The sequence below is a fragment of the Lacticaseibacillus manihotivorans DSM 13343 = JCM 12514 genome, assembly GCF_001435035.1.
Taxonomy (GTDB): domain Bacteria; phylum Bacillota; class Bacilli; order Lactobacillales; family Lactobacillaceae; genus Lacticaseibacillus; species Lacticaseibacillus manihotivorans.
In genome coordinates, this window is sequence record NZ_AZEU01000013.1 from 1 (window position 1) to 13016 (window position 13016).

Consider the following 13016-nt stretch of genomic DNA (forward strand, 5'->3'; position numbering starts at 1 on the left):
AGTTTCAATTCATGATACAGGATGCACTCTCCCTGAGTAAACTTTGCACCAGAACCCAAAAGACCCTTACCTTCAACGGTCCTTACATCTTAAAAGGTTGGAAGAGTTCTAACACCACTTGGAAAGAAACCAAGAACAAAGATTATTGGAACGAAAAAAACGTGAAGATCACTGCATTGAACTATCAAGTGGTCAAAGACGCCAGTACCGCGATCAACCTCTACCATGCCAACAACCTGCAAGACATTCAGATCTCAGGCAATAACGCCACAGCCAACCAAAAATCTGCGGCTTATAACACCGAGTTAGGCAGTTCTTCAACTTACCTTGTGCCAAACGCTAACAACGTCCCAGCATTTAAGAATGCCAAGATCCGCGAAGCCTTGTCGTTGTCAATAGACCGCAACGCCTTCATCAAAAAGGTCTTAGGCGACGGCTCCACCAGCTTGTCACAACTGGTCCCATCAAAGATGCAATACAACGCTGACAAGCAAGACTTTGCCAAGGTTGCCAGCAAGAAGACTGACGCTTACGCCACTTACAACTTAGCCAAAGCCAAGCGGTTGTTCAAAGAAGGCATGAAAGAACTCAACCAAACAAGCCTTTCCTTCACCTTGACCGGTTATGATAGCAGCACCTCAAAAGCGACGCTGGAATACGTTCAATCTGCCTTCTCTAAACTCAGCCAAGACGGCGTCAGCTTGAAAGTCACCACCCAAGCGCTGCCAGTGCAATCTGCATTGCAACAAGCGGCCCAACACAAAACTGACATGTTGGTTTCAACTTGGGGCGCCGACTTCCCAGACGCGATCAGTTTCTTGAGCTTATTTACCACCGATGCCGACTACAACTTCGGTCAATGGTCTAACAGCGAATACGACAAGCTCATCAAAGCTTCTCAAACCACTGATGCCACCAACGACGCCAAGCGCTGGGACGACATGATCAAAGCCGATCAGATCCTCGGCCAAAACCTAGGTGTGATCCCAATGTATCAAGCCGGGACTGCGCATTTGACCAAGGCTTCCGTCAAAGGCCTGCAATATAGCGCAAACTCAACGGTCAGCTTCATCGGCGCGACGATCAAGTAACCAAACGAAAGGCATTTTATGAAAACAGGTACGACCATTATTACCTTGGATAACGGCTATCATCTGTGGACCAACACCCAAGGACATGGCGATATTCATTTGTTGTGTTTGCACGGGGGTCCTGGTGGGAACCACGAGTATTTCGAAAACTTCGCTCAAAAGCTTGCCCCACTAGGCGTTCAAGTCACCATGTATGATCAACTGGGTAGCTTTTATTCAGATCAACCAGACTTCTCCAAAGCTGAAAACAAGCAATATCTAACAACAGAGTACTACTTGTCAGAAGTCGAAGAAGTCCGCCAACAACTAGGCCTTGACCACTTTTACTTGATCGGCCAAAGCTGGGGTGGCGAACTCGTTCAACTGTATGCCTTAAAGTATGGTCAACACCTCAAAGGTGCCATCATCTCCTCAATGATCGACAACACTGAAGAATACGTCGAACATGTTGAAGCCTGCCGCGAAGACGCCTTGCCACCAAGTACTGTGAAATACATGCATGAAGTTGAGGCCAAGGGTGATTGGTCAGATGAACGCTACCAAGCCGCCGTTGATATCCTCAACAAAAGCTATGCTGGTCGCAAACCAAGCGGCATCAGCCACCTGATCTCCACTGCAGTCTTAACGGTATATCACGAGTTTCAAGGTGACAATGAATTCGTCGTCACTGGCAAACTCAAAGGCTTTGACATTCGCGACCAGATCAAAAACATCTCGATGCCAACGCTGTTGACCTTTGGTGAACACGAAACTATGTCGCTAAAAGCTGCGCAACGTATGGCAGAAGATATTCCGCACGCCCGTTTAGTCACCACGCCTGATGCTGGTCATCATCACATGATCGATAACCCTGATGTCTATTTTGCACATCTTCGCCAGTTCATTTCAGACGTTGAATCCAAGACGTTTGATGCTTGATCAACGGCATTAAAGCTTTGATTCTGTATCCCCTATCACGGAATCAAATGCAGCCCCATAACGTTCAAACATCTACTAGAGGCCTCTATTACAGAGGTCTCTTTTTTGTGTATAGTGAAAAGCTTATGTTGAAAGAAAGAAAAAATCTTGTAACCGCGATCACCATTTTAAGAATATATATAAAAGGGGGAATTAATATGACGTTTACTGGCTTACCCGTTGGCATCTACTTAACGAAAACCAATCAATTTCAGGCTAGAGTTAACGTTCAAGGCACCGTTTATTCCCTTGGCACGTTTGCCACGCTATCAGACGCGATGCCAGCGCAATGGGAAAAAGTTAAATCCCTTTTTCCCGATGGTGACATTCCAGTATTTAGCGGCGTTCGCACTGCCAACCTGTTGCGCGACTTAACTGGACATGTTTATGATCAATTAACCGTACATAGCAGGACTGGCGCATTCGAAAACAGGCACGGCAATTACTGGCTTTGTCCGTGTGCTTGCGGCAGTACTGCTGAATATCTAGCTCAAGATTTGATCGACGGTGAAGCAAAAAATTGTGCCGACCCTGGTATCCATGGTTCATTACAGAATTTTCTTTTGGCATATCAAGAAAAGAGAAAGCGAAGCAATACAATTTAAGATCCACCAGAAATTTTTAACGCCCAAATTACCGCCGCAAACAATTACCTCACGACGACATGCAGAATGATTTCTATTTTGAGGAGGAATTACGATGAACAATAGCAGATATGCCCCGCACTCACGCCAAAATAGCTCATGCTAAAATTTTCTTACTTAGCATAAGCTATTAGTTTGTTCTGATGTATATTCGAATTACCGAATGCATTCGACCATTCGGGTCTTAGGATCAATGCGGATGAAATTACCCGCGGTTGCCCCGCCGAGCATTCCGGCAAAGCGTTGCGGTGTTGAAGAAAGCAAGCGTTTATAGAAGGCTTGCTTCAAATCGTCGTACGACAGCGCCATTCCAGGTTTCGTTAAAAAGAGAGTAATGAGATCAAATTTTTTCATGTGCTAGTCCTTTCTATTGCTTGATTGTTGATTGATCAAATCTAGAAGCTTCAGCCGAAATTCTCCGCCTTGGTCATGTTTCAGTGTCTGTATGACTTTCTCCAGCATATCCAGATCCTCGACTGCTGGTCGGCCATTACCAACCGTTTCTGGTTTGAGCTGCTCAGTGTGGCGGATATACGCGAGAAAAATGGTTAATCGTGCTATCAACGAGAAATGAACCCGTTTAGCTCCCAATCCCTCCTTTAATAACTTAGCTACCTCTACATATACCGCTGAATCTACAGATACCGAAATCGGATCTCGCAAAGCTCTGATGCTCTTAACTGGAACATCATCATATTGTGCCTTGACATTCTTCCAGCTGTTTGGGGCATTTTGTAACGTTTCTTCCATGCAGGACACAATGACTGATGACACGGTCTCACCTGGCTGCATCATCTCAGAGATCCGCTTTAAATCTGCTTCTGAAGGCCTAAAAGTACGAGTTATTAAGATGACTGTTCACCTCCGTCTAACATGTTTTCGTTTACAATTTCATTTTAACACGACACTTTTTGTTACGCAAGGCTTGCACTACATTTTTGTAGAATAAGGAACGATGTTAATCAAAATAGCGCATGCCAGGAATCTCTCCTAGCATGCGCTATTTCAATACATTATTTATTTTTCAGCTGCTCAACCATTTTCTGGCTCTTACACAAACTGCCGCACGAACATTGATCAGGTGTGGTCATGTCGCACTGACACTTGGAGTGCGACCCAGCACAAGGGCAGCCTTCATGGCAAGTCATGCCAGTGTGGCACATTGGGTTTTCGTCATTCATCAGAGATCTCCTTCGACCAGCGCCATAAAGATAGTCAAGATCAACATATCCGCTGACCCACCAAGACTTAGGTTTTGCGCCGAGAAGTCGTCATTCATCTGATCTAACAACACGCGCCCTGCCTCACTTTGCGCCCCACCTGCATCAAGTACTGCCTGAGCTTGTGCTTGGGCTTTTGGCAAAATAGCCAGCGTCCCTGCGCGATGGATCAAGTTAGTGTCGGTGAATTTGGTGACGATCGCCATTAACGTATCCAACAAGCGTTCATTCAGTGTTCCAGATGAAGCTTTAAATGCAGGTAACCCAACGTCAAACACGCTCGAATATCCAGATTCTGCTTCACCACGCACGCCAGTTAAGCCGTGTTCAACGTACAAGGTCTCCCCTGCGGTCAACTCAGACTTTGGCAAGTCCTTGACCCCAGCAAAATCGTGTTCACAAAGCCCTGCCAACATGCCTTGCACCACACCTTGAACCGAGACATCGGCATGTTTTTCGGCAAAAGCCACTGCCGCAGCCAAGATACCCAGTGAAAACACCGCACCTTTATGCGTGTTGACCCCGTTGGTAGCCGCAAACATCTCACGCTCTGCCGTGATACCAGCACGACGTAACGACGCAAACAACTCCGGTAACGTCCCGACCCAGCCATCGCCAGCTTGCGCGCAAATCGTCAAATACGGTTGCAAACTCAAGCTAGAATCGATAAAGGTAAACACCGACATATCAGGGTGTGGACCTGAGGTGACTGGATCCACCAAGCCGGGTTTGGGATTGACGCTGACCTCATATAGTAAAGCGCGGGTAGCGAGTCGCGCCAATTCTTCTGGTTTCATAGTGCTCCTTTCAAGCGTGTTGCATCAGAAAATGTCGTAGCGTTTGATCAAACGCTTCTGGGACTTCAGCCATAATATCATGGCCACAATTTTGCAAGACCACAGCCCGCAACTGGTTATTTTGTTGTTCGAGCCATGGGCCATAATCAATAGGAAAATAAGGCGACTGTGCCGCACAAACATACAAAACTGGTTCAGGCTCTTTGATCACGACATGCCGCCAATCAGCGTCAAAGTGGTTTTTCAACAAGGCATTCCCAGTAGGCCGGTCAAATGGATGACGACTTTCGGCTCTGAGAAACTGCGCCATGACCTGTGGTGCCATTCCGCGCAAGGTCTCGTGTCCGGGACGTGGTGACGTCAGTTGCATTTCTGCCGTTTCTTTTGTCAGATCCACAAAGCCATAATGCCACGTCGCGTCATTCATCATTTTCGGTGATTGATCCACCACCACGATACCGCCAATTGAGGCATCAGGGTGAGCTTGTCGCCAAGCCCAGATCACGCTAGCACCCATGGAGTGTCCGATCAAAACTGGCCGCTGTAAGTATAGTTGCACCAACACCTGATCCAAGTCCGCCGCTTGCATGGCCAGATCAGATGCGACAACGCCAGTTGACTCCCCTTGCCCACGGGCATCAAAACATACCGTCTGATACCGTCGGGAAAAGCTTTTAACTTGATCACACCAAATCTCTTTGTAGCTGCCAAAGCCGTTGACAAAGACTAGCGGTCGCCCACTACCTGCTACTTCAACAGCTAAACTTGCATCAGGTACTAGCACTTGCAAACTATGCCTCCTTAAAATGCCATGGATCTTCAGACAACACCGGACCATGACTGGTTTTCATCAAAATCGAGTCTGCCCGATTTTGAGCGTACTCTTCTAGTGAAAAGCCAGCTTGTCCATGCACCACTTGAATGTCCGCATGGGCGCCCGCGATTGCCTTAAGTTCTGAGATCAAGTCCTGTGCTTCAGGCACCGTCATTGGCGTCTCAGGTCTAGTCATGATCACATCGACATCAGACACCGCTCGCGCCATTTTAAGGCCAGTAACCAGTTCAAACTGCAAACTGCCCCCAACACCCCATTCAAAGCCTGAAAGCAACGGCAATAACGCCGTCAACTTTTGAAACGCCGGCAACGCCGCACGCTCAGGCGATAGGTGTTGTAATAGCCCTAACGCTTGATGTGGCGTCACGGTTTCAGCGATTTGTGAAGGTTCGATCCATGCGCCAAAACGTTGAGACTTCTGATAGCCACGAAGGCCGACCGGAATCCGGTCGGCCTGGCAGCCACGCCGCACGATCACGTACGGTGATTCATTTAACATGGCTTGTGCCCACTCAGGCAAGGCCGAATCAGTGATCAAGCTGACAGGGTCTAGCCGAATGAGCGTATGTGGCGCTACTTGTTCCATTGGGCATCCATCAAAGCACGAACTTTGTTGGTGGCTTTACGGCCACCAGCAACACCTTCTACGGCAATGTCGTTGGTGTAGCGGAAGGACAAGTCAGGCTTCACGCCTTCAAGGCTCTTAAAGGCTTCATCTAAGGCCTTTTTGACAGTTTTGACAGCTTCGTCACTTGAGTCATAGCCTTTAACGCCCTTAATCAGGTTGTATAAGGAGCCGAGCTTTTGATAGTTTTCAATATCGTAAGCCATAGCCGGCACGTGCTTAGTCGCTTCTTCGAGCTCAGCGATAGTCCGCTGGGTAATGCGGGCACTAGAGGCTTTACTCATGGCTTGGATAGTGATATCCAAATCATCTAAGGCAACTAATCGGTTGGATTGTAAGCCTTGAGCCAAGAAGCCACCGGAAACCGCGTCACCTGGGATAAAGGAAACGACTTTGTGCCCTGCTTGGCGAGCCCGGGCATAAGCACTGGCGGCACTAGCCAAAGACATGTGAATCCCGATCAGTTCTTCTTTATAGCCATAAGCCTGTGAAGGCACATCAACAACGATAACGATCGGCGTCTTTTGATCGGCAGGCTTGTCGGCATCCGCTTTGATCAAATCATTAACAACAGATGCGACCGTGTAGCCTTCTTGCAACCCAACTTCACCATGACGGACCCGTGGGAAGCGATTGTTTTCATCAGGCACAATGGCAATATACTGACGACCACCAGCTTGCGCTTGCAATACCGTTGGCACATCACTTTGCGCTTTTTTAATACCAGTCAACAATTCAAACCAGTTGCGGCCACGAGACTTCGTACCAGGCTTGGAACCAGACACAGCCGCTGCCAAGTGGTGTTCTTTGACCTCAACAGCTTTAAACAACTTGTCGTAGCCTTCAATATCTAAAGGTTTGGCAGGATCGAGTTGATCAAGCAGTGACAAGTAAAAGTCCCCGCGTTGATCACGATGCGAGTCTTTGTTTTCGTTGATCGCAGCTGAAATGGCAGTCCGGAAGGCCTTGACATCATCGTCGACCACTTCATCAATAATGCCCGTGGCTTGGCGTTGTTTCGTGCCTAACGTGTTCCAAATCAAGTTCTTATCTGATGCATCCCATTCCTTCACGCCAGCTTCTTGTTCAATGACTTCTGGGCCATTCAAGCCGATGCGGGCTTTGTCAGTTCCGATAACATAAGACAACAAGGCATTAGTGATGGACATACCGCCAAATGAACCCACGCGCCCAGGGACCAACCCAATCACTGGGACATACTGCTTCAACGCGATGACCATGTTATGGATTTCAGAAATCGAAAGCAAGCCATAGTTGGCTTCTTGAAGCCGCACACCACCCGTATCCAAGATGATGATCGGATATTCCGTGTGGCCAGCCTCGTTGTCAGCTAACACATGTTCTAAGGCTGAAACAATTTTAGCACCAGAAACTTCACCAATACCACCGCCTTGAAAGGCGCCTTCAATGGCAATGATCACTGAATCTTTGCCATCGAGTTGGCCTTTCATGATGACGATGCCATCATCGGCTTCGGGCACAATGTTTTGGGGTTCCAAATGAGGCGAGATCATGTTATCAAAAGGCCCGATCAATTCGCGCGTGGTGCCTTGATCAAGCAAGGCCAAAGCGCGCTGGCGTGCATGTAATTCAACAAAACTATTACTCATTTTTCAACGCCTCCATTGCTTGAGTTAAGCGCAAGTTAACGACACCAGGGGTAGCGCCAAAGTCATTGATTTCAAAATCGGCCAAAAGTGGATAGCGATCAAAGAAGCGGGTCAACACATTACCCCAAACTTCTTTAAAGCCGTCTGAGCCTGTAACGATATCAAGCGTTGATTCAGAGTTAGTCGTCGGCTTCATGATCACTTCCAAATCCCCTGAAGCCACGACGCCGATATGAACGGGGTGAGCAATTTTTTCGGTCGCCGCGTAATTAAAGTGCAATTTTTCCATAATGTTACGTGCTCCTTTCAAGTAGTGACTTAGCTCCAGCTGCGGAATTTAGCCGGTGGGTTGTACAAACCTTTAGACCACTTGACCAAGTCTTCCATATTTTGAGCCGCAAGCAGCGAACGGGTTGCTTGATTGCGGTTGACGCCTAAGTCTTCTGGAAAGGCCACGATACCACGCGCCCGAAGATCTGCGACTTGAGCTGGGTTTGAACGCAAGCCAACTGGGGTAACGCCAGCGATAGCTTCAATAGCTGCTTGGCGTTCTGCCATGGAGCTGGTCTTGTACAGGTATGCGATCCCTTCTTCAGTCACGATGTGGGTGGTGTCTTCGGAGTAGATCATGATCGGTACGTTTTGAAGCTTGGCTTCTTTGCGCACTTCCACAGCATCCAAGGAATCCACAAACACCGGACGCTTGTTAGAGCCAAAGGTTTCAACCATTTGCACAACCAGCTTTTGGCCTTTGCCAAGCGGATCGTTATCAGGACGCAAACTTTGCCAAGCAGGCGTGGAGTGACGCCGGCCAGTTGGATTAGACCCCATGTTAGGCGCACCACCAAAACCAGATAAACGACCATTGGTCACAGTAGAAGAGTTCCCATATTGGTCAATTTGTAGCGTTGAGCCCACGAACATGTCTAGCGCGTATTGGCCAGCCATTTGTCCGAATGCACGGTTAGAACGCATCGAGCCATCGGGTCCCACAAAGAAGATATCAGGGCGAGCGGCGATGTATTGTTCCATGCCGACTTCACCACCAAACGAATGAATGGATTGAACCCAACCAGATTCGATCGCTGGGATCAAAGTCGGTGTGGGGTTAACTTCCCAGTTCGGCACGATCTTGCCTTTTAAGCCCAGTTGTTCGCCGTATGTTGGCAACAACAATTCAATGGCTGCAGTGTTGAAACCAACACCATGGTTAACGGATTGGACATTATGCTTTTCGTAGATCCCACGAATGGCCATCATGCCCATTAAGATCTGCAATTCCGTAATGTTTTGAGGATCGCGGGTAAACAAAGGTTCAAGTTGATAAGGCTCATCTGCTGGGATCACGACATCGACCCAGTCAGCCGGAATATCAACACGAGGCACTTTGTCAACGATCTCGTTGGCTTGCACGATCACGATGCCATCATGAAACGCTGCGGATTCAACGATAACAGGGGTTTCTTCCGTGTTATTGCCGGTATACAAATTCCCATCGCGGTCCACTTTATCAGCGGCAACTAACACGACATTTGGGATCAAGTCGACAAACATACGGGCATATAATTCCAAATAAGTATGAATATCGCCGACTTGTAAGCTACCGTCTGCGATCATTTGCGACACACGAGTACTTTGTGGGCCAGCAAACGAAAAATCCATCTTACTGGCGATCCCGTCTTCAAAAATATCCAAATGTTCTGGACGAGAAATACTGCTCATGATCATGTGCAAATCATGCACCCGAGCAGGGTCCACACTAGCTAAGACCTTGGATAAGAAGCTGGCTTGTTTTTGGTTGTCCCCTTCAAGCACCACCTTGTCGCCTGGTGCGATCAAGTTTTCTAAAATGGCTTTGGCATCGCTAGTTTTAGCCAACTTGCCATTCAATAAACTGGCAACACTGCTAAGCTTTTCAGCTTTGGCTTCGCGATGAGTTGCCCAATTACGCGCTTCACTCATTAATTAGTACCTCTTTCCCATTTATTCAATAAAAATTCAACATCTGAGACGCTCATCTGATCTAAGTTGACCTGATGCAGATCGCCAAACTTTTGGCCTAGCACCTTTCTAAACGGCCGCCCTGGTGAAAAGTTGACGATGCTATCTGGTTGATAATCGTGGGCCACAGCCATCATTGCTTCAAAATACACCGGATGGGCCAAGTTCCCACTCAAGTCTGCTTCAACTTGAGGCACCTGACGCACAGCGTGGCCAGTATTATTCGCCAGATAAATGCCGTTAGGTTTAGTCAACGGCACTGATTCCAACAACGCGGACAGCTTGGTCGCGACATCTGCCATCAGTGGTGAATGCGATGGCACCGGCACTTTCAGCCGCATGGCAATCGTCGCGCCATGATCCTTGGCGAGCTTCACCACTTGATCGATGGCCGCCAATTCACCAGACAGCGCGGTTTGATCTTCCGAATTTTGATTTGACGCGTATACTGGATGTTCATCCGAGTGTACCTGCGCTACCAAATCCTCAACTTGTTTGCGGCTCATGCCAACCACCACGCCCATGCCGTAACCTTCAGGGTAGGCGCCTTGCATCAACTCCGCACGGCGTTTGACCAACGGAAACAAGTCGTCTTGTTGTAAGCTGCCGATCGCATACGCTGCGGCAAATACCCCTAAGCTGTGTCCGGCCACCAAACTCGGCTTCAAGCCGGAAGCTTTCAAACTATTGATCTGCGACACCTGCAATAACTCAATGCCGACTTGTAGCTGCACAGAATCTTGATAAGCAACATCTGTATCCAGCAATTTCAAATCCAGCATCTGTTCAACATGTTCCCGCAAAGCTGGGTCAACATCTTTTAACATGCCAGCGTGTTGCCCGCCTTGACCAGGAAAAATCCACAATGATCTCACGATTGACCTTCTCTCTACAATGGATCCGATCACTCTCACGATGCTACTTTAAGCCGAATCAATAGCGATGTATAATGAGTTAATCTTATCTATATAACCAATCGTTATGAATCGGAGGCAGAAATGAACATCGCACAACTTCAAGGCTTTGTTTACACCGCGCAAACCGGCAGTATCACCCAAGGCGCAAAACAAGCCTTCGTCAGCCAACCGGCCATGACCAAAATGATCCAAGAACTGGAAAAAGAGTTAGGCGTGCCATTATTCGATCGCGTGGGCCGAGGTATTCAAATAAATGATCAAGGACGGGCCTTTTTAAACTATGTGGAAGCTGGCCTCGATCAGATTCAGATGGGTGTTGAAGCCGTCTCTAAACCCATCATCAAAAAGCGCCCCATTCGCTTGCTGGTTGAAGTGGCGTCCGCTTTGATCCCAGATATCATCACCACCATTCATCAGATCTACCCCGAGTCTCCCATTCAATTGACGCAACGCATCGCCGCCGTCAACGAAACGCGCGAATTTGACTTCACAATCTCGACACATCAGCCACGCCCGGATCGACGTTCGGTACCTTTACTGACAGAAGAAATCATGATTGGCAGTATGGATCCAAGCCTCACATCAGGTGGTTTGATCACACCTGACACCTTATCCAAACAGCCCATTGTCTCGTTGGACCTGCATACCCCATTACGCGATACCATGGAAACCTATTTCAAAAAACACGACTTGAATCTCAATTACCAATACGAATCCGACGACCCTGCCAGCATTCGTGCCATGTTGTCCACTGGTGTGGGTGTTGGTTTTATCCCTTCAGTCACCTGGGCTGCGACTGGGAAATTTTTAAACCTCGCTCGTCTTACCCCAGACCCACCCTTCCGCACGATTTATCTCACTGAAGGCCAAACCAAAGAAGACACCCAAACGCGCCAAGTGGCCAACGCCTTAGTCGCCTTATTTGTCTCAGAGCGTGCCCATGAACTCAGCATTTAATGCAAATGTTCATAAATATTTGGTAAAAAAGTGCTTGCAAGATTTTTGCCAACTCGTTACACTAACGTCGACAACTCCCACCGATCACCTCTCACAAATTTAAGCGAAGGTGGGACCCAAAATGAGCGATAAAACCGCGCTCGAACCAATCGCTGACATCGGCGATTATTTAAAGCTGGGCGCGTGCACTGCCGTCATGTCGCAGCCAATCATGAGCTACGCCTTGACGACTAGCCCCAGCATTGGTGCACAAACCGGCATCGGGATCATGTATAACCTGGTCAAATACACCGCACCAGCCTTTATTTTTGGTATTTTGTATAGTACCACTCGCACCACCATCGACAACACTGACTTAACTTATGGCCACTATCTCAAAAATATGTGGCACGCATTGCTTGTGCCGACGATTTGGTGGACTTTTATTTATCTGTTGATCATGCCGCAAATGCAACAAGTCAACCAATATCACGATATCGGCAGTTTCTTATGGCATTTTGTCAACGGCAACGCCGCCCCACATTTGTGGTACAACACCATGATGTTGCAATTCATCCTCTTGATGCCACTGTTTTGGGCAATTGGTCGCTGGTGTGGCCACAACGCCAAACGCGGTTGGATCGCCTTTTTTGGCGCCATCCTCATTGCCGGACTTTGGTTAACGTTTTACGACACCCAAGTCTTCGGTGGTCCACACGCAAAAGACTGGTACTTGTTTGACCGTCTGTTTATCAGCTTCTTCATTTACGGCGTCTTTGGCACCTTAGCTTGGCAATATCGCAAGCATTTTGAGCCCATTATCATGAAATGGTGGACAGTCTTAGTCGTGGTCTTTGTGGGAACCTTTTGGTGGACCAACCACGAACTCTTCAGCTACGGCTTCCCGATCAGCTTAGGTAATGCGCCTTACTACAAGCCATCCATGACCTTTTACGACCTAGCCGTGATCGGATTATTTGCAACACTTTGTTTGTATCAAGTCAAAGCGAAACGCCCTTTTGCAAAGTTCGTCCACAAGTTTGCTAACTTTGCCTACAAAGCTTATCTCTCCAATGTCTTTTGGTCTGAATGCTTGTGGCTCTTGTTTGGCCAACGCTTGATGGAAGCCAATACCTGGGTCGGGATCTTAACGCTTTATGTCTTAACTTGGTGCCTTTCCTTTGCCTCGGCTTTTGGCATCAACGCCGTATGGTCACGCCTCAAACCACGTTTGTTCAAGCCTCAAATCGCATAGACATGCTAAATAGCTCACTAGACGATGTGTCCAGTGAGCTATTTTTGTATGCTTGAATTTACAATTGAAGTGGAACACTAAGAAAAAAGACTGACCCACTAGGAGAC

The 13016-nt window shown here is 47.9% G+C and carries 14 protein-coding genes; 5 read left to right on the forward strand and 9 right to left on the reverse strand.

Annotated features, from left to right (window positions below):
• The 3 genes from FD01_RS00645 to FD01_RS00655 form a co-directional block, all read left to right on the forward strand.
• Positions 1-1091: peptide ABC transporter substrate-binding protein (locus tag FD01_RS00645; protein ID WP_162257328.1), on the forward strand; the 1091-nt coding region annotated here is incomplete at its 5' end.
• An 18-nt stretch (positions 1092-1109) separates the two neighbouring features.
• Entirely contained in the window at positions 1110-2009 is a 900-nt protein-coding gene (locus FD01_RS00650; protein WP_054718159.1) for a proline-specific peptidase family protein, read from the forward strand.
• The gene (locus FD01_RS00655; RefSeq protein ID WP_056962268.1) at positions 2006-2653 is read left to right on the forward strand and encodes a hypothetical protein; all 648 of its coding nucleotides are present in this window, start codon (positions 2006-2008) and stop codon (positions 2651-2653) included. The genes FD01_RS00650 and FD01_RS00655 overlap by 4 nt, the downstream gene beginning before the upstream one ends.
• A 195-nt stretch (positions 2654-2848) precedes the next feature.
• Here FD01_RS00655 and FD01_RS00660 read toward each other — a convergent pair whose 3' ends face one another.
• The 9 genes from FD01_RS00660 to FD01_RS00700 form a co-directional block, all read right to left on the reverse strand.
• On the reverse strand, positions 2849-3046 hold the full coding sequence (locus tag FD01_RS00660) for a hypothetical protein (protein ID WP_054718149.1): 198 nt from the start codon (positions 3044-3046) through the stop codon (positions 2849-2851).
• Positions 3047-3049: 3 nt separating this feature from the next.
• Positions 3050-3442: a hypothetical protein gene (locus FD01_RS00665; protein ID WP_152164654.1), complete on the reverse strand. Its 393-nt coding sequence runs from the start codon at positions 3440-3442 to the stop codon at positions 3050-3052.
• A gap of 430 nt (positions 3443-3872) precedes the next feature.
• A complete protein-coding gene (locus tag FD01_RS00670; protein WP_054718143.1) occupies positions 3873-4709 on the reverse strand; it encodes a triphosphoribosyl-dephospho-CoA synthase in 837 nt (278 codons plus the stop codon).
• 10 nt (positions 4710-4719) lie between these two features.
• Positions 4720-5493, reverse strand: coding sequence for an alpha/beta fold hydrolase (locus FD01_RS00675; protein WP_225436249.1), 774 nt, complete (start codon positions 5491-5493; stop codon positions 4720-4722).
• Between the two features lie 7 nt (positions 5494-5500).
• Positions 5501-6130 (reverse strand): malonate decarboxylase holo-ACP synthase, encoded by a 630-nt coding sequence (locus tag FD01_RS00680; RefSeq protein ID WP_054718138.1) that lies wholly within the window; start codon positions 6128-6130, stop codon positions 5501-5503.
• On the reverse strand, positions 6118-7800 hold the full coding sequence (gene mdcD / locus FD01_RS00685; RefSeq protein ID WP_056962271.1) for a biotin-independent malonate decarboxylase subunit beta: 1683 nt from the start codon (positions 7798-7800) through the stop codon (positions 6118-6120). The genes FD01_RS00680 and mdcD overlap by 13 nt, the downstream gene beginning before the upstream one ends.
• Positions 7793-8089: a malonate decarboxylase subunit delta gene (locus FD01_RS00690; protein WP_056962272.1), complete on the reverse strand. Its 297-nt coding sequence runs from the start codon at positions 8087-8089 to the stop codon at positions 7793-7795. The genes mdcD and FD01_RS00690 overlap by 8 nt, the downstream gene beginning before the upstream one ends.
• Positions 8090-8118: 29 nt before the next feature.
• Positions 8119-9762 carry a malonate decarboxylase subunit alpha gene (mdcA, locus tag FD01_RS00695; protein ID WP_056962273.1) on the reverse strand — a complete coding sequence of 548 codons (1644 nt, stop codon included), beginning with the start codon at positions 9760-9762 and terminating at the stop codon, positions 8119-8121.
• Positions 9762-10676 (reverse strand): ACP S-malonyltransferase, encoded by a 915-nt coding sequence (locus FD01_RS00700; protein ID WP_054718135.1) that lies wholly within the window; start codon positions 10674-10676, stop codon positions 9762-9764. Before FD01_RS00700 ends, mdcA begins: the two co-directional genes overlap by 1 nt.
• Positions 10677-10799: 123 nt before the next feature.
• On the opposite strand from FD01_RS00700, the gene FD01_RS00705 reads away from it, so the two are divergent.
• Together FD01_RS00705 and FD01_RS00710 are read left to right on the forward strand one after the other, a co-directional pair.
• Complete coding sequence (locus FD01_RS00705; RefSeq protein WP_056962274.1) at positions 10800-11675, forward strand: LysR family transcriptional regulator; 876 nt, start codon at positions 10800-10802, stop codon at positions 11673-11675.
• Between the two features lie 121 nt (positions 11676-11796).
• Positions 11797-12909, forward strand: a complete 1113-nt coding sequence (locus tag FD01_RS00710; protein ID WP_056962275.1) for an acyltransferase family protein — start codon at positions 11797-11799, stop codon at positions 12907-12909.
• The last annotated feature ends 107 nt before the right edge of the window (positions 12910-13016 follow it).

Bases quoted from the DNA above. Each gene is read 5' to 3' on its own strand.
- FD01_RS00650 (WP_054718159.1), top strand. From the start codon at position 1,110: ATGAAAACAGGTACGACCATTATTACCTTGGATAACGGCTATCATCTG.
- FD01_RS00660 (WP_054718149.1), bottom strand. From the start codon at position 3,046: ATGAAAAAATTTGATCTCATTACTCTCTTTTTAACGAAACCTGGAATG.
- FD01_RS00665 (WP_152164654.1), bottom strand. From the start codon at position 3,442: ATGGAAGAAACGTTACAAAATGCCCCAAACAGCTGGAAGAATGTCAAG.
- FD01_RS00670 (WP_054718143.1), bottom strand. From the start codon at position 4,709: ATGAAACCAGAAGAATTGGCGCGACTCGCTACCCGCGCTTTACTATAT.
- FD01_RS00680 (WP_054718138.1), bottom strand. From the start codon at position 6,130: ATGGAACAAGTAGCGCCACATACGCTCATTCGGCTAGACCCTGTCAGC.
- mdcD (WP_056962271.1), bottom strand. From the start codon at position 7,800: ATGAGTAATAGTTTTGTTGAATTACATGCACGCCAGCGCGCTTTGGCC.
- FD01_RS00690 (WP_056962272.1), bottom strand. From the start codon at position 8,089: ATGGAAAAATTGCACTTTAATTACGCGGCGACCGAAAAAATTGCTCAC.
- mdcA (WP_056962273.1), bottom strand. From the start codon at position 9,762: ATGAGTGAAGCGCGTAATTGGGCAACTCATCGCGAAGCCAAAGCTGAA.
- FD01_RS00705 (WP_056962274.1), top strand. From the start codon at position 10,800: ATGAACATCGCACAACTTCAAGGCTTTGTTTACACCGCGCAAACCGGC.
- FD01_RS00710 (WP_056962275.1), top strand. From the start codon at position 11,797: ATGAGCGATAAAACCGCGCTCGAACCAATCGCTGACATCGGCGATTAT.